A 22,840-nucleotide genomic window follows, 5' to 3' on the forward strand; every position below is an offset into this window, starting at 1 on the left:
CTAGAGGCTCTGAAAGGTGATGACCGGTCTTGGTGCGACGGTGGCGCGGGCGGGGAGGCGGCTTCTGTCGTCGCTGCCGGCGTTGTTCGGCGTGCTGGTCTTCACCTTTCTCCTGATGCGGGTCCTCCCCGGAGATCCCGCGGTGTTCTTTGCCTCGGGACCCAATGCCGGCAAGGAGGAGATCGAGCAGATCCGCAAACAGATGGGGCTCGACAAGTCGGTGCCGGAGCAGCTCGTGTTCTATCTGTCCGATATCGGCCGCGGCAATCTGGGCCGCTCAATGATGACGGGGCAGCCGGTGCTCAAGGATTTGCGCGAGCGTTTGCCGGCCTCGCTGGAGTTGACCTTCACGGCGCTCCTGATCGCGCTGATCGCGGCGGTGCCGCTCGGCGTGGTCGCAGCCTTGAAACCGGGATCGCTGGTCGATCACGGCGTGCGGCTGTTCTGCGCGCTCGGCGTCTGCGTGCCGACCTTCGTGTCGGGCTTGCTACTGATCTATGTCTTCTACTATCTGCTCGGTCTTGCGCCTGATCCGACCGGGCGGATCGACGTCTTCACCTCGCTGCCGCCGCAGCGCACCGGGTTCCTGTCGATTGATTTCCTGCTCGCGGGAGACATCGAGGGCTGGTGGGCGGCCTGCAAGCAATTGATCCTGCCGGCGCTGAGCATGGCCCTGTTCGTCATCGCGCCACTGGCGCGGATCACGCGTGCGTCGATGCTGGTCTCGCTCGGCAGCGATTTCGTGCGCACCGCGCGCTCGGTCGGATTGTCCTGGCAGAAGGTCGTCGTCACCTATGCGCTGCGCAATGCGATCCTTCCTGTCATCACCATTGCCGGCATCGTGTTCTCGACCATGCTTGGCGCGAATGTCCTGGTGGAGAAGGTGTTCTCCTGGCCGGGCGTTGCCTCCTACGCGCTCGATGCGCTGCTGTCGTCCGACTATGCGCCGGTCCAGGGTTTCGTGCTGCTGATGGCTGGCATCTTCGTGCTGGTCAATCTCGTGGTCGACGTCTGCTATGGCATCGCCGATCCCAGGGTGTCGATCGGATGACCAGCGCAACCCTCCGCCATTCGGTCTGGATCTTGCGCGGCAATCCGCTGACTGGTGTCGCCGCGGCGGGTGTCCTGCTGTTCGTCCTGGTCGCGATCTTCGGACCGTGGCTGGTGCCCTACGATCCCGTCGTCTCCAATGTCTCGGAGGCCCTGCAGCCGCCGAGCGCGGCGCACCTCGCCGGCACCGACCAGCTCGGGCGCGACGTGTTCAGTCGCCTTGTCGTTGCGGCACGGCTCGATCTTGCCATCGCGGTCTCGGCGGTCGGCATCTCCTTCGTGATCGGCGCCGTCGTCGGCTCTTTTTGCGGCTATGCCGGCGGCAGGCTCGACCGCTCGGTCGGGCGTTTCGTCGACGTCATGATGGCCTTTCCGCTGTTCGTGCTGGCGATGGCGATGGTTGCGGCGCTCGGCAACCGGATCGAGAACATCGTGATCGCGACCGCGATCATCAATCTTCCGTTCTACATCCGCTTCGCGCGCGCCGAGGTCAACGTCCGGCGCAATGTTGGCTGGGTGGAGGCGGCGCGTTCCTGCGGCGAGAGTCATTTCTCGGTGGTGCTGCGCTTCCTGCTGCCGAACATCCTGCCGGCGATGGCGGTGCAGATCTCGCTCAATCTCGGCTGGGCGATCCTGAACGCCGCCGGCCTCTCTTTCATCGGTCTTGGGGTCAAGCCGCCGACGCCGGAATGGGGCATCATGGTCGCGGAGGGCGCCCGCTTCATCTCGACGGGGCGGTGGTGGCTGGTGGCCTTTCCGGGCCTCGCGTTGATGATGGCCGTGCTGTGCTTCAATCTTCTCGGTGACGGGATGCGGGACATTCTCGATCCGCGCATGCGCACATGAGCGAGGACTTGCTCAGGATCGACGATCTCCACGTCGCATTCTCGACGCGACGCGGGACGGTCGAGGCCGTGCGCGGCGTGACGCTTAAGGTCGAAGCCGGCGAGATGCTCGGCCTCGTCGGCGAGAGCGGCTCGGGCAAGTCGGTGACTGGTTTTGCGACGACGCGGCTCCTGGATTCAGCCGGGCGCGTCACCGCAGGCAAGATAGTGTTTCGCGGCCAGGACGTCACAAAACTCAGGGGCGATGATCTTCGGCAGCTCCAGGGCGCCGCGATGTCGATGATCTTCCAGAACCCGCGGGCGGCGCTCAATCCGATCCGCGCGATCGGCCTGCAGATTGCCGACGCGATCCTCACTCACAAGCGGATATCGAAGGACGCCGCCCGCGCCGAGGCGCTGGAGCTGTTGCGCGCCGTCCAGATCCGCGAGCCGGAAGCGCGGATGAACGCCTATCCGCACGAGCTCTCCGGCGGCATGTGCCAGCGCGTCATGATCGCGATTGCGATTTCCTGCAATCCAGCGCTCTTGATTGCCGATGAGCCGACGACCGGCCTTGATGTCACCACGCAGAAAGTGGTGATGGACCTCCTGGCGGAGATTGCCGCCGCGCGCGGCATGGCGACGATCCTGATCACGCACGATCTCGGACTTGCGGCGCGATATTGTCGCCGTATCGCGGTGATGGAGCGCGGCCGCATCGTCGAAGAGGCAAGCCCCAGGACGCTGTTCGGCGCGCCACAGCACGCCTATACCAGGCGTCTGGTGGCGGCATCGCCGACTGCAACCTCCCAAATCGAAGACCTCGTGACGGAAGAGGAGCGGGAAGGCTACGCGGCTGTCGTCAGCAGGCCCAGACAGGAGCTCGCCCACGGGACTCCACCGCTGCTGGAAGTGCGCAAGCTCGCAAAACGCTTCGACGAGGGCGCTGCGGCGGTGGCGGACTTCTCGATGACGATGGCCGGCGGCGAGAGCGTCGGCCTTGTCGGCGAATCCGGCTCCGGCAAGAGCACGACATCGCGGATGATCTGCCGCCTGATCGATCCGAGCGAGGGCGAGATCGTGTTCGACGGGCAGTCGATCGGCCATGTGGCGTCGCGCGACTTTCACCGCTCGCGCTTCCGCAAAGACATCCAGATGGTGTTCCAGGACCCGAACGAGAGCCTCAATCCGCGCTTCACCGCCTTCGATTGCATCGCCCATCCCCTGATGCGGCTCGACGGCATGCGGGGGGGCGATGCGCTGCGCAAGCGGGTGGAAGACTGCGCCGATCGTGTGGGGCTGCCGCTGGATCTGTTGCCGCGCTTTCCGCATCAGCTCTCCGGCGGCCAGAAGGCGCGCGTCGGTATCGCCCGCGCCATCGCCTGCCGGCCGCGGCTCCTGGTGCTGGACGAGCCGACCGCCGCGCTCGACGTCTCCGTGCAGGCCGTCGTGCTGCAACTGCTCGACCGTCTGCGGCGCGAGAACGACATCGCGCTGCTGTTCGTCAGCCACGATCTCAACGTGGTGCGCATGCTTTGCGACCGCACCATCGTGCTGCGCAATGGCGGTATCGTGGAGCAGGGCGAGAGTCGGGCGCTGTTCGACAATCCCACGACCGATTACACGCGCAAGCTGGTCGAGGCGATCCCGCATATCGAGACCGGCCCGGTACTGGCGGCCGCGCTTTGAGATCTCGACCGGCCCAGATGGTGCGGATATCCGGCTGGCGAAGGCCCGGTTAGTGGCACACCATTTGCACGCCAACGAGCTCTGGTTTCACCTGTTCTTGGCCAACGATGGCCGGCATCACGGCACTATTGGGAGGATTTCATGGATCGCAGGACCGTATTGAAGGGACTGGCCGGCGCGGGCGGTCTGGCATTGAGCGGCCTCTCGGCCCCGGCGATCGCACAAGGCGCCTCCGCGCGCACCCTGCGCTTCGTGCCGCAAGCAAACCTCGCCAATTTCGACCCGATCTGGGGCACGCAATATGTCGTGCGCAATGCCGCCGCGCTGGTCTGGGATACGCTCTACGGCGTCGATTCCGCGCTCCAGCCGCAGCGGCAGATGGTCGAGTCCGAGGAGGTGACCGACGATGGCACCACCTGGACGTTCAAATTGCGGCCGGGCCTCAAATTCCACGATGGCGAGCCGGTGCGGAGCAAGGACGTCGTTGCGAGCCTGACGCGCTGGGCGGCGCGCGATCCGATGGGGCTGATGCTCAAGGCGCTGCAGCAGGAGCTCACCGCTGTCGACGATCGCACCTTCAAATGGGTGCTGAAGCAGCCGTTCCCGAAGATGCTCTATGCGCTCGGCAAGAACAATTCGCCTTGCGCCTTCATCATGCCGGAGCGCATCGCGCAGACCGACCCGTTCAAGCAGATCGGCGATTATGTCGGCTCGGGGCCGATGAAGTTCGCCAAGGGTGAGTGGGTCCCCGGTGCGAAAGCCGTGTTCGAAAAATTCGCCGACTATGTGCCGCGGCAGGAGAAGGCGTCGTGGCTCGCCGGCGGCAAGCAGATGCTGCTCGACCGCGTCGAATGGATCGTGATGCCCGATCCGGCGACCGCCGCGGCAGCTCTGCAAAACGGCGAGATCGATTGGTGGGAGAACCCGATCGCGGACCTCGTCCCGATCCTGAAGAAGAACAAGAACATCAGCGTCGACATCGGCGATCCCCTCGGCAATGTCGGCTCGTTCCGCATGAATTTCCTGTATCCGCCCTTCAACGACGTGCGGGCGCGGCGCGCGGTGCTGATGGCGATGAGCCAGGAAGACTATATGCGTGCGCTCGTCGGCGACGACAATTCGCTGTGGAAGCCGCTGCCCGGCTTCTTCACGCCCGATACGCCGCTCTACACCGAGGCGGGCGGCGAGGTCCTGAAGGGCAAGCGCGATCTCGACGCCGCCAAGAAGCTGCTCGCCGAGAGCGGCTATTCCGGCCAGCCGGTGACGTGCCTCGTGGCGCAGGACCAGCCGATCACCAAGGCGTTCGGCGATGTAACCGCCGATCTCCTGAAGAAGCTCGGCATGAATGTCGACTTCGTCGCGACCGATTGGGGTACGGTCGGCTCCCGCCGCGCACAGAAGACGCCGCCAGGGCAGGGCGGCTGGAACATGTTCCACACCTGGCATGCGGGTTCGGACTGCATCAATCCGGCGCCCTACACCGCCATCCGCGCCAACGGCGACAAGGCCTGGTTCGGCTGGCCGAACAGCCCGGGCACCGAGAAGGAGGTCACGTCCTGGTTCGAGGCCAAGAACCTCGACGAGGAGAAGGCCGCGGTCGCTCGCCTCAACAAGGTCGCGCTTGAGGACGTCGTCTACGCGCCGACCGGCTTCTTCCTCAGCTACACGGCTTGGCGCAAGAACGTCTCCGGCATCACGAAAGGGCCGCTGCCGTTCTTCTGGGGCGTGTCGAAATCCGCATGACCCTGCGCTGAAGCCAGATGCTCTCCTACATCCTCCGGCGTATCGCCTCGACCTTGCCAGTGATGGCGATCGTCGCGCTGTTCGTGTTCAGCCTGCTCTACATCGCGCCGGGGGATCCCGCCGTGGTGATCGCGGGCGATCAGGCAAGTCCGGAGGATGTGGAGCGCATCCGTCAGAGCCTCGGCCTCGACCGACCCTTCCTGATCCAGTTCGGCAGCTGGGTCTGGCGCATTCTGCACGGCGATCTCGGCACCTCGATCTTCACCAATCTGCCGGTCTCGACCATGATCGGGCAGCGTCTCGGGCCGACGCTGTCGCTGATGATGGTCACGCTCCTGCTCACGATCGTGATCGCGGTGCCGCTCGGGGTGCTGGCGGCCTGGAAGGCGGGAAGCCTGATCGACCGGGCCATCATGGCCTTTGCCGTGTTCGGCTTCTCCCTGCCGGTCTTCGTCGTCGGCTATGTCCTCGCCTACATCTTCGCGCTGGAGCTCGAATGGCTTCCCGTGCAGGGCTATACGCCGCTCGCCCAGGGCCTCTGGCCCTGGCTGCAAAATCTGATCCTGCCGGCGATCGCGCTCGGCTGTGTCTACATCGCACTGATCGCGCGTATCACGCGGGCCACCATGCTCGAAGTGTTGCAGCAGGACTATATCCGCACCGCGCGCGCCAAGGGCCTCGGGCAGGGCGGCATCCTGTTCGTCCACGCGCTGAAGAACGCGGCGGTGCCGATCGTCACGGTGATCGGGATCGGCATCGCGCTCCTGATCGGCGGCGCAGTTGTCACGGAAAGCGTGTTCGCGATTCCCGGCCTCGGCCGGCTCACGATCGACGCCATCCTGCGCCGCGATTATCCCGTCATCCAGGGCATCGTGCTGCTGTTCAGCTTCGTCTACGTCCTCGTCAATCTGATGATCGACGTCATTTATACGCTCGTTGACCCGAGGATCCGCTATTGACCGACACGACCGTGAATCCGCAGGCGCTGCCGGCGGGCTTCGTCCTCGCGCCGCAACTGCCTGAGATCCTCCGGCCGGTCACAATCCGGCGCGGCTTCATCGGGCTGCTGCGCGGCCATCCCACCGTTGCCATCGGCGGCACGTTGCTGCTGTTGCTCGTCCTGATCGCGATCTTTGCGCCTTATCTTGGAACGGTGGATCCGACCGCACTTGCACCGGCCAAGCGCACCCGCGCACCGTCGGCGCTTTACTGGTTTGGCACCGACGTCCTCGGCCGCGACATCTATTCACGCGTGCTGTTCGGCGCGCGCGTCTCGCTCACGGTCGGCTTGTCCGTTGCGATCTTCGCCTCCGCGGCCGGTCTCGCCATCGGCATCGTCTCCGGTTTCATCCGCTGGGCCGACGGCATCTTGATGCGCTTCATGGACGGCCTGATGTCGATTCCGCCGATCCTGCTGGCGATCGCGCTGATGGCGCTGACACGCGGCAGCGTCGGCAACGTCATTCTGGCGATTACCGTTGCCGAGATACCGCGGGTTTCCCGTCTTGTCCGTAGTGTGGTGCTGTCGCTGCGCGAGCAGCCTTACGTGGATGCGGCGGTGGCCTGCGGCACGCGCACGCCGATGATCATCCTGCGCCACATCCTGCCGAACACGCTGGCGCCGATGCTGATCCAGGCGACTTACATTTGCGCCAGTGCGATGATCACGGAGGCGATCCTGTCCTTCATCGGCGCGGGAACGCCGCCGACCATTCCGTCCTGGGGCAACATCATGGCCGAGGGGCGGGCGCTGTGGCAGGTCAAGCCCTACATCGTGTTCTTTCCGGCGGCCTTCCTGTCCGTCACCGTGCTCGCCGTCAACCTGCTCGGCGATGGCCTTCGCGATGCGCTCGATCCACGCATGGCCAAGAGCCTCTGATGGCGAGGGGCTGATCGCGATGGCACTGCTCGAAGTCGAGAATTTGCAAACCCACTTCCGCACGCCCAGCGGCATCAACCGCGCGGTGGAAGGCGTATCGTTCCATGTCAACGAGGGCGAGACACTCGCCATCGTCGGCGAGTCCGGCTGCGGCAAGTCGGTAACCTCGATGTCGCTGATGCGGCTGATCCCGGAACCGCCGGGCAGGATCGCCGGCAGCATCCGCTTCGCGGGCAAGGACCTGCTGCAAATGTCCGATCGCGAGATGCGCGCGATCCGCGGCAACGACATCTCGATGATCTTCCAGGAGCCGATGACCAGCCTCAACCCGGTGCTGACCGTCGGCCGCCAGATCCGCGAAACGCTGATGATCCACCAGGGCCTGGACAAGCAGGCCGCCGAGGCGCACGCCATCGAGATGTTGATTCTGGTCGGCATTCCCGAGCCGAAGCGTCGCGTGCGCGAATATCCGCACCAGCTCTCCGGCGGCATGCGCCAGCGCGTCATGATCGCCATTGCGCTTGCCTGCAATCCGAAGCTTCTCATCGCCGACGAGCCGACCACAGCCCTCGACGTGACCATTCAGGCGCAGATCCTGAAATTGATGCTGGATCTCAAGCACCGGGTTGGCGCAGCGATCATCCTGATCACCCACGATCTCGGCGTCGTCGCCGAAATCGCCGAGCGCGTCATGGTCATGTATGCCGGCCGCAAGGTCGAGGAAGCGCCGGTGGCGGACCTGTTCCGTTCGCCGCGTCATCCCTATACGCAGGGCCTGCTCGGCGCAGTGCCGCGGCTCGGCTCGTCGCTGACCGGCAGCGCGAGGCGGCTTGCAGAGATTCCGGGGCAGGTGCCTGATCTTCGCAAGCCCATCGTCGGCTGCGTCTTCGCCGGGCGTTGCGCGCTCGCGACCGATCTCTGCCGGCAGTATGCGCCGGGGCTCGAAGAGAAGGGGCCACGTCACGTCGCGGCCTGCCACTATGCGGCCAAGGGAGCGGTCGCGGCATGAGTCCCCCGCTGCTCCAGGTCAACGACCTCAAGAAGCACTTCCCGGTCAAAAAGGGCCTGTTCAGCCGCAAGTCCGAATGGGTCTATGCAGTGGACGGCGTGTCGTTCGAGATCGCGCGCGGCGAGACGCTGTCGCTGGTCGGCGAGTCCGGCTGCGGCAAATCGACGGTCGGCCGCGCGATCCTGCGCCTGTTCGACATCACGGCAGGGCAGGTCATCCTCGACGGCCAACGTATCGATGACGCCCATCCGAGCACGATGCGCCAGATGCGCCGCCGCGTGCAGGTAGTGTTCCAGGACCCGTTCTCGAGCCTCAATCCGCGCATGCGCGTGCGCGACATCCTGGCCGAGCCGATCCGCAATTTCGGCCTCGCCAAATCTGCGATCGATCTCGAAACCCGCGTGACGGCGCTGATGGACACCGTGCGTCTGCCGCGCGAGGCGCTGAACCGCAGGCCGCACGAATTCTCCGGCGGCCAGCGCCAGCGCATCGGCATCGCGCGGGCGCTCGCCGCCGAGCCCGACCTGATCGTCTGCGACGAGGCCGTGTCGGCGCTCGACGTCTCGGTCAAGGCACAGATCGTCAATCTGCTGCAGGATCTGCAGCGCGAGTTCGGCCTGGCGTTGCTGTTCATCAGCCACGATCTCGCGATCGTCGAGCACATGACCCATCGCGTCGCGGTGATGTATCTCGGCAAGATCGTCGAGGTGGCGCCGCGCTACGAGATCTTCGCCGCGCCCAAGCATCCTTACACCAAGGCGCTGCTCTCGGCGGTGCCGCTGCCGGAGCCTGGCGCCCAGCGCAATCCGATCATCCTCAAGGGCGACGTGCCAAGCCCGATCAACCCGCCGAGCGGGTGCCGCTTCCACACCCGTTGCCCGCTCGTGTTCGATCGCTGCCGGACCGAGGAGCCGACATTGCGCGCGGGTGGACCCGAGCAGTGGGTGGCCTGTCATCTCGAAGATAGTGCAGCGGTGGCGAGCGGCTAGCCGTTGGGCCGGCGGCAATCCTCTGGATCGAGGCGTAGGCGCGACAATCGGGCAAGGATGGCACTCTGCTCCTGTTTTGCCCGACGAGTCAAAAACGTTTGCGATGAAAATTCATGTGTAAAAACAACCTCATTCTACTGTGCATGGGGTTGTTTTCGCGTTTTTTGTTGAGCCGCCTTCAACCTTGGCGGCGTAGGAAGCCGGTGATCGTGACCTTATCCCAGATGCCGGCCGCCGCAAACGGATCGGCTCGGTTGAAGGCTTCGACGTCGCTGCGGCCGGGCGCCTCGATCAGGAACAGGCTGCCGATCATCCTCTCGCCGTCGTCGGAGACCAGCGGCCCCGACATCACGATCTTGACGCCGAAGCGCGAGGTGTCGCTCAGGAAAGCCTTGTGGGCATCGTAATGGGCGAGCCGGGTCGGCAGCGCGCCGTCGCGGTCGAGGGCGTGAATGGCGAACAGCATGATGGTCTCCGTTTATATCCGTTTTCTTGGGACGGCCGCGGTAGCGGCCGTCCGGGTTTGTCGTGATGGTGTGTTGACTTACTTGCCGCCGAGCTTGCTGGCTTCCTCGAAAGTCGGGCAGCTCCGTTGCTCCAGCGGCACGTCGAACGGCTGGTAATTGTCCTTGGTGATGACGGTCGGCTTCAGCACGATCTCGGCGATGACAGGCTGGTTGCGCAGGGATCGGATCGCCATCATGGTGCCGAGGCAGCCTTGAAAAAATCCGTTGTAGTCGCCGCTCGCGAGCAGCTTGCCGGACTTGATCGCGTCGATCGCTTCCTTGGTGCCGTTGATGCCGATCACCTGCGCCTTGCGATTGGCGCCGTCGAGCGCCTCGATCGCGCCGACGGCCATGGCGTCGTTGGCCGCGAGCACGCCGTCGATCTGCGCGTTCGACTGCATCAGATTCTCCATCACCTGGAGTGCCTGGAGCCGCTGGTAATTGCCGGGCTGCGAGGCCAGCAGTTTTGCACTGGCATTCTCCTTCAGCGCGTCGTTGAAGCCGCGGACGCGGTCGACATTGGTCAGCGAACCCTTGACGCCCTCGATGATGACGATGTTGCCCTTGCCGCCCAGCGTCTTGAGCAGGAAGCGCGCGGTCTCGAGCCCGAGGCTGTAATCGTCCGCGCCGACGAAGGACAGGAACTTGCCGCCGGCCGAGCGGTCGGTGATGTTGACGACCGGGATCTTGGCCTCGTTGATCTTCTCGACACCCGGCACCATCGCCTTGTAGTCGACCGGCGTGAAGACGATGGCGCTCGGCTTCTTCACCACGACGTCCTCGATTTGGCTGAGCTGCTCCGGAATGCTGTCGGGCTTGGTCGGGATGTACTGCAGCGTCTTGGCGTTCAGCGTTTTCGCCATGTTGTCCGCGCCGACCCGCACCGTCTGGAAGAACGGGTTGGTCTGGTTCTTGGTGAAGACGGCGATGGTTTCGCCGTCGGCTCGCGCTTGCGTGGTGAATACGGCCGCCATCAGCAGCGGCAGCGTCAAATAACCCAGTTTCTGTTTCATGTTGCCTCCATCCCTCGTTTTGCTTGTTGGTCGTTCAAGAACTCATTGCGCGCGGCGGCGGGTCTTCATGTCGAGCCAGACCGCGAGAATGACGATGATGCCGGTGACCAGCGGCTGCCAGTTGGCGCTGACCGACAAGAGGTTCATGCCGTTCAGCACCAGTGTCAGGATCAGCGCGCCGATGAAAGTGCCGAACACGGTGCCGACGCCGCCGAACAGCGATGTGCCGCCGATCAGCACGGCGGCGATCGCGGGCAGCGTCAGGCTTTCGCCGATGTCGGCCTCAGCCGAATTCAGCCGCGACAGGAAGATGATCGAGGCGAGCCCCGCCATGGTGCCTGATACGGCGTAGACCAGCAGCAGGCGGCGCGCGACCGGAATGCCGGAGAGCCGTGCCGCGACCGGATTGGCGCCGATCGCATAGATCTCCTGGCCCCAGATCGTTCGCTGCGCAAACAGCGTTCCGATGCCGAGGAACACCAGCAGCAGATAAACCGGGATCGGCAGGCCGAACAGATAGCCGCTGCCGATCTGGCGGAAGCCGGCCGGAAAGCCGTGGAGGGTTTCGCCCGCCATGTACCAATAGGTGAGGCCGTTCAGCACCCAGAGCATGCCGTAGGTGGCGATGAAGGAGGGGATGCGCAGCGCGGTGACCATGACGCCGTTGAGGAGCCCAACGAGGCCGCCGCAGGCAAGCCCGGTGAGGATGCCGAGCGCCGGCGAGCCGGTCTTGTGGATCACGGTTCCGGCGATGCAGGCGGACAGCGCGACATTGGCGCCGACGGAGAGATCGAGGCCCGCGGTCAGCACCACCAGGGTCAGGCCGGAGGCGATGAAGAAGGTCAGGCTCGCCTGCCTGAGCACATTGAGGATGTTGCCGAGGCTCAGGAAGGAATCGCTGAGCACGGCGAGCACCGCACAGATCAGCAGCGCCGCGAGCAGCCGATAGAACACCTGGATCGCATCCTGCGACAGGAACGAGCGGGGCGGCGCGATGGCGTCTTTGCTGATGTCGGTCATGCGCGGCTCCGCAGGCCGTCAAGAAAGAGGGCAATGATGACGAGGACGCCCACGCTCGCGACCTGCACCGAGGATGGCAGCGAGATCAGGTTCAGCCCGTTGCGCAGCACGCCGACCGAGAGCACGCCGAGCAGCGTGCCGAGCAGCCAGCCATTGCCGCGCTCGAACGACGTGCCGCCGACGGCGACGGCCGCAATCGCATCGAATTCGAGACCGAGGCCGGCGGTCGGGTGACCTGAATTCATCCGCGCCGTCATCAGCAGGCCGGCGATGCCGGCCATGGCGCCGCCGATCGCATAGACCGCGATCAGCAGCCGGTTGGGTGACAGGCCGGCATAGCGCAGTGCCTCGCGGTTGCCGCCGAGCGCGAAGATATAGGTGCCGAAGCGGGTATGATAGAGCAGGCCGTGAAAGGCCGCATAGGTGACGAGTGCCATCACGATCGGCACGGGCACGCCGAGAAGCGTCGCCGAATAGATGTCGCGCACGCTGTGGGGGATGCCGACCACGCTCTGACCGTCGCTGACGATTAGCGACAGGCCTTGCGCCATGCCGAGCGTGCCCAAGGTCGCAACGAAGGGCGGGATCCCCACGATGGCAACCAGCCAGCCGTTGGCGAAACCGAAGGCCGCGCCGACGAGGAGCCCGGCACCGAGGCCGAGCAACATCGAGTGGGTGGTGAGCGAGACGATCGCGACGCAGAGCGAGGTCAGCGTCAGCACCGCGCCCATCGACAGGTCCAGCCCCTCGGTCATGATGATCAAGGTCATCGGCAGCGCAAGCATGGTCAGGATCGTCGACTGCACCAGCACGTTGGAGAGGTTGGCGACCGACAGGAAGCCGGGCGCGATCGTGCTGAACAGCGCGATCAGCAGCACCAGCACGATGGCAACGCCGGGAATGCGTTGCAGCGGATTGGGTTGAGAGACGACCGCGGCCTCACGCATGATGCATCCCCAGTCGCACGATGTTCTCCTCTGTCAGCTCGTTGCGCGTGAGGTGCCCGGCGATGCGCCCCTCGCGCATCACATAGGCGCGATCGCAGACGTGGCAGATCTCGACCTGTTCGGATGAGATCATCAACGCCGCCGCGCCTTCTGCGACAAGGCGGTCGATGAGGGCGAAGATTTCGGCCTTGGCACCGATGTCGATGCCCCGGGTCGGCTCGTCGAAGATGAAAAGTTTCGAGCCGGCGGCGAGCCACTTGCCGATCACGACCTTCTGCTGATTGCCGCCGGAAAGCAGGCCGACGGTCTGGCGCGCGCTGGGCGTCGCAATGCGCAACTGACGGATCAGTCCGTCGGACGTGCGCTGTGCCCGGCGCTGGTCGAACAGACCGCTCGGGAACAGCTTTCGCAGCGCCGACACCACCAGATTGTCCCCCACCGATCGCAACAGCGCGAGGCCCTCGCTCTTGCGGCTCTCCGGGATCAGCGCAATGCCGCGGCGGGCGGCGAGGTCGGGTTCGCCGGAGATAGTCTTGCCGTCGAAGATGATCTCGCCTGATGTCACGGGATCGGCGCCGAAGATCGCGCGCGCGACCTCGCTGCGACCGGAGCCGACCAGCCCACACAGGCCGACGATCTCGCCGCGGCGCACCTCGATGTTGATGTCCGAGATTCCGGTGGTGGCGCTCAGGCCCTTGACCTCCAGCAGCACTTCGCCGGGCTTGTCGGCAAAATTGCGCGGATAGGTCATGTCGACGTTGCGACCGACCATCATGCGGACGAGCTGGTCCGGCGTGACGTCGGCGGGTTTGACGCCGTCGATGCGGCGGCCGTCACGCAGCACCGTGATGCGGTCGCCGAGCGCGAACACCTCCGCCATGCGGTGCGAGATGTAGACGATGGAGACGCCGTCGGCCTTCAGCCGCGCGATCAGCGCGAACAGCAGCTCGGTCTCGCGATCGGACAGCGCCGCGGTCGGCTCGTCCATCACGAGGATCCGGGCGTTCTGGCTGATCGCTTTCGCGATCTCGACCATCTGCTGCTGCGCCACCCCCAGCTTGTCGACGATGGTGGAGGGATCGATCTCGAAGCCGATCGTACCGAGCACGCGCGCGGCGTCGGCCAAAATCCTGCGGCGGTCGATCGTGCCGGGGATGCGGCCCTTCGGCTCGCGGCCAAGGAAGATGTTCTGGGCGATATCGAGATGAGGGACGAGGGAGAATTCCTGGAAGATCACGGCAATGCCGAGCTTCTGCGCGTCCGCGGCCGAATTGATAGCGACCTTCTCGCCCTTGAGGTAGAACTCGCCGGCATCGGCGCGGTAGGCCCCGCACAGCACCTTCATCAGGCTCGACTTGCCGGCGCCGTTCTCCCCTAATAGCATGTGGACTTCGCCGGGGAAGACGGCAAAGGACACGTCATCCAACGCCTTGACGCCGGGAAACTCCTTGCTGATGCTGCGCAGCTCAAGGAGCGGGACAGGCGAGGAGGGCTCGACGGCCAGTGCGGCGGTGCTCATGCCTGCGCTCCGCTTGCAAAGATCTTTCCGGGATTCATCAGTCCGTCTGGGTCGAGCGCGGTCTTGATCGATCGCATCACATCGACGGCCTCGCCGAGCTCATCGGTGAGATAGTCAATCTTGCCGAGCCCGATGCCGTGCTCGCCGGTGCAGGTGCCGTCCAGGGCAATCGCGCGGGCGACCATGCGGGCCTGGAGCGCCTGGGCACCTTCGGCTTCCTCGGGTCTTGCCGGATCAATCAGGATCAGCATGTGGAAATTGCCGTCCCCGACATGGCCGACGATAGGGGCGATAAAGCCATGCTCGTCTGCGTCGCGCCGGGTCTCCGTGAGGCATTCCGCCAGCCGCGAGATCGGCACGCAGACATCGGTGATCACGGCGCGCGCGCCGGGGCGCAGGCCCAGGCCCGCATAGAGCGTGTTGTCGCGGGCGTGCCAGAGTCGGCTGCGGTCCTCCGGCGCCTTGGCCCATGCAAAGCCATCTCCGCCATGGTCGGCGGCAATGGCCTGTGCGGCTTCGGCCTGCTCGGCGACGGAGGTCTCGGAACCATGGAATTCGAAGAACAGGGTCGGGGCTTCGCGATAGCCGAGCTTCGCATAGGCGTTGATGCCGCGCATCATGACGTCGTCGAGCAGCTCGATACGCGCCACGGGGATCGCGGACTGGATCATGGATATCGCGCTGTCTACGGCGTTGTGCAGGGTGTCGAAGCTGCAAACCGCGGCCGAGATCGCCTGCGGCACGGGATGCACTTTCAGCGTGACCTCGGTGATCAGTCCGAGGGTGCCCTCGGCACCGACGAACATCCGCGTCAGGTCGTAGCCGGCGGCTGACTTGCGCGCGCGCCGGGCGGTCCGGATCACGCGGCCGTCGGCCAGTACCACCTCCAGCGCCATGACATTGTCCTTCATGGTGCCGTAGCGCACCGCCATGGTGCCGGAAGCACGCGTGGACGTCATGCCGCCGATCGAAGCGTCGGCGCCGGGATCGATCGGAAAGAAAAGTCCGGTGCCGCGCAGCTCCGCATTGAGCTGCTTTCGCGTGATGCCGGGCTGCACGACGACGTCCATGTCGCTCTCGTGCACCATCAGCACCTTGTTCATGCGTGCGAAGTCGAAGCAGACGCCGCCCGCGACCGCGGCCGCATTGCCTTCGAGCGAGGTCCCGGCGCCGAACGGCACGATGGGCATATTCGCGCCCGCGCACAGCTTGACGATCTCCGCGACTTCCTGCGTGGTTTCAGGGAAGACGACGATGTCGGGCGGCAGGTTGCGATAATGCGACTCGCTCTGCCCATGCTGATCGAGCACGCCACGCGCGACGCTCGCGCGCGGGCCGATCATGCCTGCGAGGCGATCGGCCAATATGCTCGTGCTGACCCGCGGTCCCATCCTTGCTCCCTGTCTGCCTTGTTGTCGGACCCTTGTCTGGTCCGCCGTCGTTCAGCTTAAGCGGCTCGTGCGCTGCTAGCGACCTGCTTCAGGCCGAAATCATAGTTGAGGTGAAAATACTCGCTGTCCACCATGCGACCATCGGGCGCACGGCCGGGCGGGCACCGCACAAATTCTCGGATCAGGCTGTCCTTGACGCCGAACACCACGTCGCTGTCGAGATACTGGTCGCCGGCCACGAACACATGGGTCACGAGTTGCTCGAAGCCGGGCGCCGAGATCATGAAATGCACGTGCGCCGGGCGCCAGGGATGGCGGCCCTGGACCTCCAGCATGTCGCCGACCGTGCCGTCATGCGGGATCGGATAGGCAGCCGGCTTGATCGACCAGAAATTGAAGCGGCCATTCTGGTCGGTGTGGAAGCGCGCCCGCATCGCAAGGTCGCCGATCTTGTCGAGCTGCTGCACGTCGTAATAGCCGTCATCGTCGGAATGCCAGACGTCCACGACGGCGCCGGCAAGCGGTCGTCCGTCGACGGTCGACACCGAGCCGGTGACGAGCATCGGATCGCCTTCCATGGGACCGGAGATGTCCTCGCCGTTGCTCTTCTCGGGCGACGCCTGCACGAAGAACGGACCGAGCACCGTGGTTTCGGTCGCGCCTTCCGGCACCGGATGGTTGATCGCGTCGACCAGCATGGATACGCCGAGCGCGTCCGACAGCAAGATGAACTCCTGGCGCTTGTCGTCGCACATGTGGCCGGTGCGGGTCAGGAAGTCGATGCCGTATTCCCATTCCTTCTGGGTCGGTCGCACCTCGCGGACGAAGGCATGAAGGTGGCGCACCAGCGCTTCGCTGACCTGCTTGATCCGCGGATCGGTCGCGCCCGCGATCCGCTGCAGCACCGCGTCGGTGATCGTGTTCTCGTTGAAATTGCGCATGGATGCCTCCGTGACTCAGAGTTTGGGCTCGCCGAGGCCGGACAGCCGCTCGATGTGCTTGACGGTCGCGATGAAGTCGGCGTCGCCGTCGCCCTGCGCGACCAGCGAGCCATAGGTCTCGCGCACTTGGGCGGCGAGCTGAAGCGGCACGCCGACGGCGTGGCCGGCGCCGAGGATCAAGTCGAGATCCTTGGCCATCTGCCTGCAGGAGAAGGTCGAGTCGAAATCGCGGTTACGCAGCGGCGCGGTTTTGTATTTCACCATCGGTGAGGCGACCGCGCTGTCATCGAGAACTTTCAGAATATCCTGCCAGTCGATGCCACCCTTGCGCGCCAGCGCCAGGCTCTCCGCCATCATCGCGGCCGACACCGCGATCATCAGATTGACCGCGAGCTTGGCATATCGCGCTTCCTCACTGGGCCCCAGATAGGTCTGGGCGCGGGTGAAGGCGGCGAGCAGCGGCTTTGCGTTTTCGTAGGCGTCCTTCGGGCCCGAGATGAAGCAGCTCAGCGCGCCGGTGTGGACGATGCTGGCATTGCCCGAGACCGGCGCACGCAGGTAGAAGACACCGCGCGCCTGTGCTGTGGCGTCGACCTCTGCGGAAGCCTCGACGCTCACGGTGCTGGTCTCGATCAGGACAGATCCGGCAGCCATCGCGGCGATGAGGCCGGTGGGACCGAGCAATGCGCTGCGCAAGGCAGCGTCATCGGGCAAGGACGTGACAATCGCGGCCTTGCCGCCCACGGCCTCGGCCGGCGAAGCGGCAGTCGAAATGCCTTGCGCGCGCGCCTCGTCGAGCCGTGCGGCGCTCCGGTCGAACGCGGTCACGGCGTAACCGGCTTTGGCGATGAGTCCCGACATCGGCAGGCCCATCTTGCCGATCCCGATGAAGGCGATGTTTTTAGGAGCGTCTGTCATTGTTGTTGTCCTTGACGCCCTTAGGCGGCTTGTCCCTGTCGTTCGATGTCGTGCACCAGCCGCCGGCCGGATTGCACGAGCAGTTGCTTTTTCGCCTCCAGGCCGTCGGCCAGCAGCCGACCATTCCGCTTCTTCCACACGCCGCCGATCATCACGGCCTCGATATTGGCAAGGCTCGTCTGCATCACTACGGTGGAAACGGGATCGTGCACCGGGACGAGGTTGAGATCGGAGCAATCGATGATGACGAGGTCGGCGAGCTTGCCCGGTGTCAGCGAGCCGATCTGGTCCTCGCGACCGAGCATGCGGGCGCCTTCCGTCGTGATCCAGCGCAGCGCCTCGCGGACGGGGATCGTGGTCGTGGCCGGAATGGTGCCGCTGGCCTTGCGCGACTCGGTGTTGTCGAGTGCCCGCTGCATCGAGAGCGCAACGCGCGCGGCGGAGAAGAGGTCGCCGGCCAGCACGGATTCCAGATCGATGCCGATGGTCGGCCGCACGCCGCGCTTGAGCAGCCGTCCGGTGATCGGAAAGCCGTGGCCCTGGATCATCTCGTTCTCCGGCGTCACCGAGAAGGAGACGCCGAGATCAACCATCCGGTCCAGCAGATCGTCCGGCAGATCGTTGCCATGGACGATGTTGGTGCCCGCGCCGACGAGGCCGGCCCCGATCAGCTTCTCCCAGCCACCGGGCGTCTTGGCGGGACCACCGCCCTGATGCATCGATGCGATCAGCTTGAACTCGCGCGCCATGCGGAAATCGTGCATGGCGACATCGAGCGTCGAATAGTGCGGGCCGAGGATGGCGAGCCCAAGCGTGACGAGGCCGTCGCGGTCGGCGAGGGGCCCCGCCAGCAGTCGCTCGACCTCATGGCGTGGATGCGGGATCTCCGAGAAATGTGGCTCGCCCGGTTTCGGCTCGGGCTTGGGCGAGCCGTGGAAGAAGGCCGCGCGGATACCGCTCTCGATCAGGCCGCGCACGGCGGCGTCGGTATGATCGGGCGTCGGATTGTTGTGGCACCAGTCGACCAGCGTGGTGGTACCTTGGTTGATCTGGTTCAGCGCGCCCACCAAGCTCGCGATATAGATGTCCTCGGGCCGGAACACCGTTGCGAACCCGGCATGCATGCGGCGGAAATATTCCAGCAGCGTCCAGTTGGCGGCATAGCCGCGCAAGCCCGTCTGCCAGGTGTGCATATGGGCGTTGATCAGGCCGGGGATGACGATGCGGCCGGCGCCGTCGACGATCTCGGTCTCAGTCGCGCCGCCGCCGATGTCGATCGATGGACGCAAATCAACGATGCGGCTCCCCTCGATCAGCACGTCGCCGCGAGGTAAATCGCCGATCGCGTCATCCATGCTGATGATGAGCGCGGATTTGATCAGCGTGCGCCGCATCGAATCAAGCCACCGCTTTGGTGACGCCGGGCGGCTCGCCGGCCCAGGCGCGCGCGATCAGATCGCGGATGGCGTCGCGTTCGAGCGGGCGCGGGTTCCAGTAGGCGTTGGTGACGGCGAGGTCGGCAGCTTTGTCGATGCCGCCTTCGGGCATGCCGATGTCGCGCAATGCGACCTTCGCACCCAGGCGCTTGGCGAACTCGAAAAGTCCTTGCGATGCATCGGCGGCGCCGATTGCACGCGAGATCCGCGCCATCGCGTCGGGCACGGCCGGGGCGTTGTAGGCCAGCGCGTGCGGCAGCACGATGGTGTGGGTCTCGGCATGGGGCAAGTCGAAGGTGCCGCCGAGCGTGTGGCAGAGCTTGTGATGCAGCGCCATGCCGACGGTGCCGAGGCAGACGCCGCACAGCCAGGCACCATACAGCGCTTCGGTGCGGGCCTCACGATCATCGCTTTTCGCGGCAATCGCGGGCAGGGCACGTGCCAAAGCGCGAATGCCCTCTTCTGCCATCAGCGACGTGACAGGATTGGTGTCGCGCGCGTAGAGCGCTTCGGCCGCATGCGCGATCGCGTTGATGCCGGAGGTCGCGGCCAGGCTCGCCGGCAGCGTCAAAGTGAGATCGACATCGTAGATCACCGTCTCGGGCAGGATGGCGGCGTCGCGTACCGTGGTCTTTAGTCCGTTCTCGGTCTGGCCGAGGATCGGCGTCATCTCCGAGCCGGCATAGGTGGTGGGAATGCAGAGCTGGTTGATCCCGGTGCGCAAGGCCAGTGCCTTGCCGAGCCCGGTGGTCGAGCCGCCGCCGAGGGAAATGACGCAGTCGGCCTCGCACGCCTTCATCGCCGCGAGCGCCCGCTCCGTGACCTCGACCGGCGTGTGCATGGTCGCGCCCGGAAAAATGCCGGCGTAGAGCGGACCGAGTGCCGCGCCCAGGCTTTTGCCTTGCGTCTCCTGCTGCGGCGTCGTCAGCACCAGCGCGCGCTTGCCGCCGAGCCGCTCGACTTCGGCCTTGGCCGAGGCAAGCGTTCCGCTGCCGAACACGACGCGGCAGGGCAGGTTTTCAAAGGTGAATGTACCGATCATGCGCCGGTCTCTTTGATGGGATAATCGACCTGGAAGCGTCCGATCCGCAAGTCGCCCAGCGCCTCGCGCACGCGCAAATGTTCCGGGTGGGTGGCGTAGGCCTGGAGCGCAGCGTGGTCCGTGAATTCGGAGAACAGAACGACGTCGCAGGCGTAGTCGACATCGCTGACATCGAGGCCGACCTCGATATGGGTGAGGCCGTCGATCCGGCCGCGCAGCCCCTCAAACAGGGACTTGACCTTGACCCGGGCGGCGGAACGCTCCGCGAGCGTCTCCCCGCGCAGCCGCCACATCACGATGTGCCTGATCGGGCCCGACATTTCCCTGTTTCCTCGCCTGCCATCTTGCTTGTGTTTGGGCTATCTTGACTTGCGGGATACGGAAATAAAGCTCAATAATCGTAAGTCTCTTTTCCTGTTTGCGAAAAAATGGACCGCCTGCTCCAGTTGGAAGTGTTCGCCAAGACGGCCGAGCTCGGCAGCCTGTCCAAAGCTGCCGAAGCCCTGCGCATGTCGAATGCTGCCGCGAGCCGCCATCTCAGCGCGCTCGAGGAGCGTCTTGCGGTGCGGCTGATCGAGCGCAACACTCGTCGGCTGTGGTTGACGGAGGCGGGGCAGGAACTGCTGGAGCGCTCCAGTCGCGTCTTGAGCGAATTGGCGGAGGCCGAGGACATCGTCAGTGATCGCGCGCTGTCGCCGCAGGGCATGCTGCGGGTGACGAGCTCGCTGTCCTTTGCGGTGATCTATCTGGCGCCGATGCTGCCCGCCTTCCGCGCGCGCTATCCGAAGCTCAATATGCAGATCACCACCGCCAACCGGTACTCCGATTTCATCGAGGCCGGCATCGACGTGGCGATCAGGACGCGCGAGCAGGAGCCGGATTCGAACATCATCGTCCGCCGCATCGGCCAGATGCGGCGGGTGCTCGCTGCTTCGCCGTCATATCTCGCAAGCTGCGGCGAGCCGGAGCAGCCGGTCGATCTCGCGCGTCACAACATGCTGGTCTACAATCTCGCCAACGATCCCTATTCGCTGCGCCTGCGCAAAGGCAACGGCGCGCAGACTGTTCGCATCACGCCGACGCTCGACAGCAATGACGGCCAGGTCATCCGCGGCGCTGCACTGGCGGGGCTCGGCATTCTCATCCAGCCGCTCTACATCGTGCAAAGCGATATCGCGGCGGGCCGTCTCGTCCCGGTCCTGTCGGAGTGGGAGCTGCCGCTGCTCACGATGAACATCGCCTACCAGAACCGTGCCGGACTGCCGGCCAAGATCAGGGTCTTTTCCGACTTCCTGGTCACCCATATCCGCGAGCATTCGCTGCCGGGGATCTGGATCGACGCGGCGAAGTGAGCGACATTTTCGAATTCAGCCATCCGCGCTAGCTGGCGGTAGAGGGACTGGTTCGCGGCGACAAAACGGCCGATGGAAATTTGCCTCCGAAAGCACGTGTCTTGGGTTGGACACGCGATCCGTCGATCACCTCGAGCCGGCCGCAGCGGTTCAAGGTGTGCAACTTCCTGCCGGGCCATGCCGGTCCGGGCCGCAGGGAGTGACGGACGATCTGCTTGAACGTCGTCGGTGACAGTTCGACGATTTCCGCCAGGGCGAGCGCTGCGCCGTATCCCTCGGCACAATCCTGGACCGGTCGCCACAATCGCTCATTGATGGTGACGAAATTCCCTGCCGGCCGCGCGCTCGCGCGGTCGATCAGGACCGGGTTGCTGGCATGCGGCAACCACGGGCCCATGAGGTGCTCTGCGTAATAGATCGCCAGCGAATCCGAATAGCCGCCGGTGCCGTCGCGCCAGGCTCCGAACAGATAATTCAGGCCGTTGTGTCGCGTGATCGTGGCATCGGCCAGCTCGACGCCCGAAAGCAGCGTCGCGTGCCGCTCCCATTTGTCCGGAAACCGAACGCATTTGTAGATGGCGACGTCCCCATTGGTCGAGCTCTCCGGGATCATCCACAACGCGCCGTCGTCCTCGATCAGGAACGGATAGGAGAGGTGCCAGGGCTCCTCCAGAACGGGGACGACAGCTCCAACCGGGCCCGCGCCATCGAACTCGATCGCGGAAATGATTCCTTTCCCAACCCGGTGATCGAGATCTTCAAAGAAGACAAATGCTCTTCCCTGCCACGTGATGGGGAAAGGATCGGCGTAGAAGTGGTTTCCGGGATCGGCAAGGACGTTCCAGCGGGGCCCTGACAGATCTCCGGTCTGCCAGACGCCGGCACCATCATTGAAACGCCATCCGACATGCCAATGCGGGGCATAGCAGCAGAGGCGATAGATCTCCTTGGCGATCGATATCGCGAGGCCGCGCGCAACGTACGCCGCCGGCGGGCGGCCGTTGCCGGCTCGGGTGGGGCGTGCCAGCTGCGGCACGATGCGCGGCCGTCCCGACAGGATGGCCGCCACCATGGTCAGGGTTCGGGCCATGACCGTCTCGAGCGCGCCGCTCAGACCGGCCGCGATTTCCGCGGAGGGGTGGCCGCGATCGAGGACTGCGCCGTCGACCTCGTCGACGATTTCGATCACCGGCAGATCGCCGGCGAGGATGGCGGCAAGGGCTGCGTTTTCGCCTGCGGCTCCATTGAACAGCGGACGGAGATACTGCCGGGCCGAGCAGTTCGGATCCCGCGCGGCACCTGTGAAATCGACGATCACGTCTGGCGTGCCGGCGCGAGCCTGCATCCGGTCCCGACTGACGTTCAGCCTGTCGGTGCCGCTGTGCTTGCCCTTGTGCAACACCAAACGTTCCAGCTCGAACAGCATGTCGAGACCCGTCGGCCGCGGCTCCGCCGTTGCCGTCCATGCGATCTGGACCGGGACATCCCGGTCGTCGATCGACAGCGTCTCGCGGCCCATCCACCGCCGCGCATGCTCAATTTCACAGCGAAACTCGATGGTCATGCCGAGCC

At 65.1% G+C, this 22,840-nt stretch carries 21 protein-coding genes; 9 read left to right on the forward strand and 12 right to left on the reverse strand.

The window, feature by feature from the left end; all coding sequences use genetic code 11:
* Positions 1–16 precede the first annotated feature (16 nt).
* The 8 genes from AC0L2F_RS21000 (at position 17) to AC0L2F_RS21035 (ending at position 9,183) form a co-directional block, all read left to right on the forward strand.
* Positions 17–1,051 carry an ABC transporter permease gene (locus AC0L2F_RS21000; protein WP_007608567.1) on the forward strand — a complete coding sequence of 345 codons (1,035 nt, stop codon included), beginning with the start codon at positions 17–19 and terminating at the stop codon, positions 1,049–1,051.
* A complete protein-coding gene (locus AC0L2F_RS21005; RefSeq protein WP_007608569.1) occupies positions 1,048–1,896 on the forward strand; it encodes an ABC transporter permease in 849 nt (282 codons plus the stop codon). The genes AC0L2F_RS21000 and AC0L2F_RS21005 overlap by 4 nt, the downstream gene beginning before the upstream one ends.
* Positions 1,893–3,563 carry a nickel ABC transporter ATP-binding protein NikE gene (gene nikE, locus AC0L2F_RS21010; protein ID WP_473249703.1) on the forward strand — a complete coding sequence of 557 codons (1,671 nt, stop codon included), beginning with the start codon at positions 1,893–1,895 and terminating at the stop codon, positions 3,561–3,563. The genes AC0L2F_RS21005 and nikE overlap by 4 nt, the downstream gene beginning before the upstream one ends.
* Before the next feature lie 141 nt (positions 3,564–3,704).
* A complete protein-coding gene (locus AC0L2F_RS21015) occupies positions 3,705–5,306 on the forward strand; it encodes an ABC transporter substrate-binding protein (RefSeq protein WP_007608572.1) in 1,602 nt (533 codons plus the stop codon).
* Positions 5,307–5,323: 17 nt separating this feature from the next.
* Positions 5,324–6,265 carry an ABC transporter permease gene (locus tag AC0L2F_RS21020; protein WP_007608573.1) on the forward strand — a complete coding sequence of 314 codons (942 nt, stop codon included), beginning with the start codon at positions 5,324–5,326 and terminating at the stop codon, positions 6,263–6,265.
* Positions 6,262–7,185, forward strand: coding sequence for an ABC transporter permease (locus AC0L2F_RS21025; RefSeq protein WP_007608574.1), 924 nt, complete (start codon positions 6,262–6,264; stop codon positions 7,183–7,185). Before AC0L2F_RS21020 ends, AC0L2F_RS21025 begins: the two co-directional genes overlap by 4 nt.
* Positions 7,186–7,204: 19 nt before the next feature.
* Positions 7,205–8,194 (forward strand): ABC transporter ATP-binding protein, encoded by a 990-nt coding sequence (locus tag AC0L2F_RS21030; protein WP_007608575.1) that lies wholly within the window; start codon positions 7,205–7,207, stop codon positions 8,192–8,194.
* Positions 8,191–9,183 carry an ABC transporter ATP-binding protein gene (locus AC0L2F_RS21035; RefSeq protein ID WP_473249704.1) on the forward strand — a complete coding sequence of 331 codons (993 nt, stop codon included), beginning with the start codon at positions 8,191–8,193 and terminating at the stop codon, positions 9,181–9,183. Before AC0L2F_RS21030 ends, AC0L2F_RS21035 begins: the two co-directional genes overlap by 4 nt.
* Before the next feature lie 178 nt (positions 9,184–9,361).
* Here the strand turns inward: AC0L2F_RS21035 and AC0L2F_RS21040 are convergent, their stop codons facing one another.
* The 11 genes from AC0L2F_RS21040 to AC0L2F_RS21090 form a co-directional block, all read right to left on the reverse strand.
* Positions 9,362–9,649, reverse strand: coding sequence for a YciI family protein (locus AC0L2F_RS21040; RefSeq protein WP_007608578.1), 288 nt, complete (start codon positions 9,647–9,649; stop codon positions 9,362–9,364).
* A gap of 78 nt (positions 9,650–9,727) precedes the next feature.
* Positions 9,728–10,702 (reverse strand): sugar ABC transporter substrate-binding protein, encoded by a 975-nt coding sequence (locus tag AC0L2F_RS21045; RefSeq protein ID WP_473249705.1) that lies wholly within the window; start codon positions 10,700–10,702, stop codon positions 9,728–9,730.
* A 42-nt stretch (positions 10,703–10,744) separates the two neighbouring features.
* A complete protein-coding gene (locus AC0L2F_RS21050) occupies positions 10,745–11,722 on the reverse strand; it encodes an ABC transporter permease (RefSeq protein WP_473249706.1) in 978 nt (325 codons plus the stop codon).
* Positions 11,719–12,669, reverse strand: a complete 951-nt coding sequence (locus AC0L2F_RS21055; protein ID WP_473249707.1) for an ABC transporter permease — start codon at positions 12,667–12,669, stop codon at positions 11,719–11,721. The genes AC0L2F_RS21050 and AC0L2F_RS21055 overlap by 4 nt, the downstream gene beginning before the upstream one ends.
* Positions 12,662–14,188, reverse strand: a complete 1,527-nt coding sequence (locus AC0L2F_RS21060; RefSeq protein WP_473249708.1) for a sugar ABC transporter ATP-binding protein — start codon at positions 14,186–14,188, stop codon at positions 12,662–12,664. Before AC0L2F_RS21060 ends, AC0L2F_RS21055 begins: the two co-directional genes overlap by 8 nt.
* On the reverse strand, positions 14,185–15,579 hold the full coding sequence (locus tag AC0L2F_RS21065; protein WP_473249709.1) for an FAD-linked oxidase C-terminal domain-containing protein: 1,395 nt from the start codon (positions 15,577–15,579) through the stop codon (positions 14,185–14,187). The genes AC0L2F_RS21060 and AC0L2F_RS21065 overlap by 4 nt, the downstream gene beginning before the upstream one ends.
* A gap of 56 nt (positions 15,580–15,635) precedes the next feature.
* Positions 15,636–16,520: an intradiol ring-cleavage dioxygenase gene (locus AC0L2F_RS21070; protein ID WP_473249710.1), complete on the reverse strand. Its 885-nt coding sequence runs from the start codon at positions 16,518–16,520 to the stop codon at positions 15,636–15,638.
* A gap of 15 nt (positions 16,521–16,535) precedes the next feature.
* Positions 16,536–17,438 (reverse strand): NAD(P)-dependent oxidoreductase, encoded by a 903-nt coding sequence (locus tag AC0L2F_RS21075; RefSeq protein WP_473249711.1) that lies wholly within the window; start codon positions 17,436–17,438, stop codon positions 16,536–16,538.
* 20 nt (positions 17,439–17,458) lie between these two features.
* On the reverse strand, positions 17,459–18,832 hold the full coding sequence (locus AC0L2F_RS21080; protein ID WP_473249712.1) for an amidohydrolase family protein: 1,374 nt from the start codon (positions 18,830–18,832) through the stop codon (positions 17,459–17,461).
* A gap of 4 nt (positions 18,833–18,836) precedes the next feature.
* Complete coding sequence (locus AC0L2F_RS21085; protein ID WP_473249713.1) at positions 18,837–19,916, reverse strand: maleylacetate reductase; 1,080 nt, start codon at positions 19,914–19,916, stop codon at positions 18,837–18,839.
* Complete coding sequence (locus tag AC0L2F_RS21090) at positions 19,913–20,236, reverse strand: Dabb family protein (RefSeq protein ID WP_063992943.1); 324 nt, start codon at positions 20,234–20,236, stop codon at positions 19,913–19,915. Before AC0L2F_RS21090 ends, AC0L2F_RS21085 begins: the two co-directional genes overlap by 4 nt.
* 108 nt (positions 20,237–20,344) lie before the next feature.
* On the opposite strand from AC0L2F_RS21090, the gene AC0L2F_RS21095 reads away from it, so the two are divergent.
* Positions 20,345–21,268, forward strand: a complete 924-nt coding sequence (locus AC0L2F_RS21095) for a LysR substrate-binding domain-containing protein (RefSeq protein WP_473249714.1) — start codon at positions 20,345–20,347, stop codon at positions 21,266–21,268.
* 28 nt (positions 21,269–21,296) lie between these two features.
* Here AC0L2F_RS21095 and AC0L2F_RS21100 read toward each other — a convergent pair whose 3' ends face one another.
* Positions 21,297–22,832 (reverse strand): glucosamine inositolphosphorylceramide transferase family protein, encoded by a 1,536-nt coding sequence (locus tag AC0L2F_RS21100; RefSeq protein WP_473249715.1) that lies wholly within the window; start codon positions 22,830–22,832, stop codon positions 21,297–21,299.
* Positions 22,833–22,840: the final 8 nt, after the last annotated feature.

Source organism: Bradyrhizobium sp. Ken64 (genome assembly GCF_055807555.1).

Bases quoted from the DNA above. Each gene is read 5' to 3' on its own strand.
- AC0L2F_RS21085 (WP_473249713.1), bottom strand. From the start codon at position 19,916: ATGATCGGTACATTCACCTTTGAAAACCTGCCCTGCCGCGTCGTGTTC.
- AC0L2F_RS21045 (WP_473249705.1), bottom strand. From the start codon at position 10,702: ATGAAACAGAAACTGGGTTATTTGACGCTGCCGCTGCTGATGGCGGCC.
- AC0L2F_RS21035 (WP_473249704.1), top strand. From the start codon at position 8,191: ATGAGTCCCCCGCTGCTCCAGGTCAACGACCTCAAGAAGCACTTCCCG.
- AC0L2F_RS21005 (WP_007608569.1), top strand. From the start codon at position 1,048: ATGACCAGCGCAACCCTCCGCCATTCGGTCTGGATCTTGCGCGGCAAT.
- AC0L2F_RS21070 (WP_473249710.1), bottom strand. From the start codon at position 16,520: ATGCGCAATTTCAACGAGAACACGATCACCGACGCGGTGCTGCAGCGG.
- AC0L2F_RS21030 (WP_007608575.1), top strand. From the start codon at position 7,205: ATGGCACTGCTCGAAGTCGAGAATTTGCAAACCCACTTCCGCACGCCC.
- AC0L2F_RS21060 (WP_473249708.1), bottom strand. From the start codon at position 14,188: ATGAGCACCGCCGCACTGGCCGTCGAGCCCTCCTCGCCTGTCCCGCTC.
- AC0L2F_RS21050 (WP_473249706.1), bottom strand. From the start codon at position 11,722: ATGACCGACATCAGCAAAGACGCCATCGCGCCGCCCCGCTCGTTCCTG.
- AC0L2F_RS21075 (WP_473249711.1), bottom strand. From the start codon at position 17,438: ATGACAGACGCTCCTAAAAACATCGCCTTCATCGGGATCGGCAAGATG.
- AC0L2F_RS21015 (WP_007608572.1), top strand. From the start codon at position 3,705: ATGGATCGCAGGACCGTATTGAAGGGACTGGCCGGCGCGGGCGGTCTG.
- AC0L2F_RS21065 (WP_473249709.1), bottom strand. From the start codon at position 15,579: ATGGGACCGCGGGTCAGCACGAGCATATTGGCCGATCGCCTCGCAGGC.
- AC0L2F_RS21080 (WP_473249712.1), bottom strand. From the start codon at position 18,832: ATGCGGCGCACGCTGATCAAATCCGCGCTCATCATCAGCATGGATGAC.
- AC0L2F_RS21090 (WP_063992943.1), bottom strand. From the start codon at position 20,236: ATGTCGGGCCCGATCAGGCACATCGTGATGTGGCGGCTGCGCGGGGAG.
- AC0L2F_RS21100 (WP_473249715.1), bottom strand. From the start codon at position 22,832: ATGACCATCGAGTTTCGCTGTGAAATTGAGCATGCGCGGCGGTGGATG.
- nikE (WP_473249703.1), top strand. From the start codon at position 1,893: ATGAGCGAGGACTTGCTCAGGATCGACGATCTCCACGTCGCATTCTCG.
- AC0L2F_RS21040 (WP_007608578.1), bottom strand. From the start codon at position 9,649: ATGCTGTTCGCCATTCACGCCCTCGACCGCGACGGCGCGCTGCCGACC.
- AC0L2F_RS21095 (WP_473249714.1), top strand. From the start codon at position 20,345: ATGGACCGCCTGCTCCAGTTGGAAGTGTTCGCCAAGACGGCCGAGCTC.
- AC0L2F_RS21020 (WP_007608573.1), top strand. From the start codon at position 5,324: ATGCTCTCCTACATCCTCCGGCGTATCGCCTCGACCTTGCCAGTGATG.
- AC0L2F_RS21055 (WP_473249707.1), bottom strand. From the start codon at position 12,669: ATGCGTGAGGCCGCGGTCGTCTCTCAACCCAATCCGCTGCAACGCATT.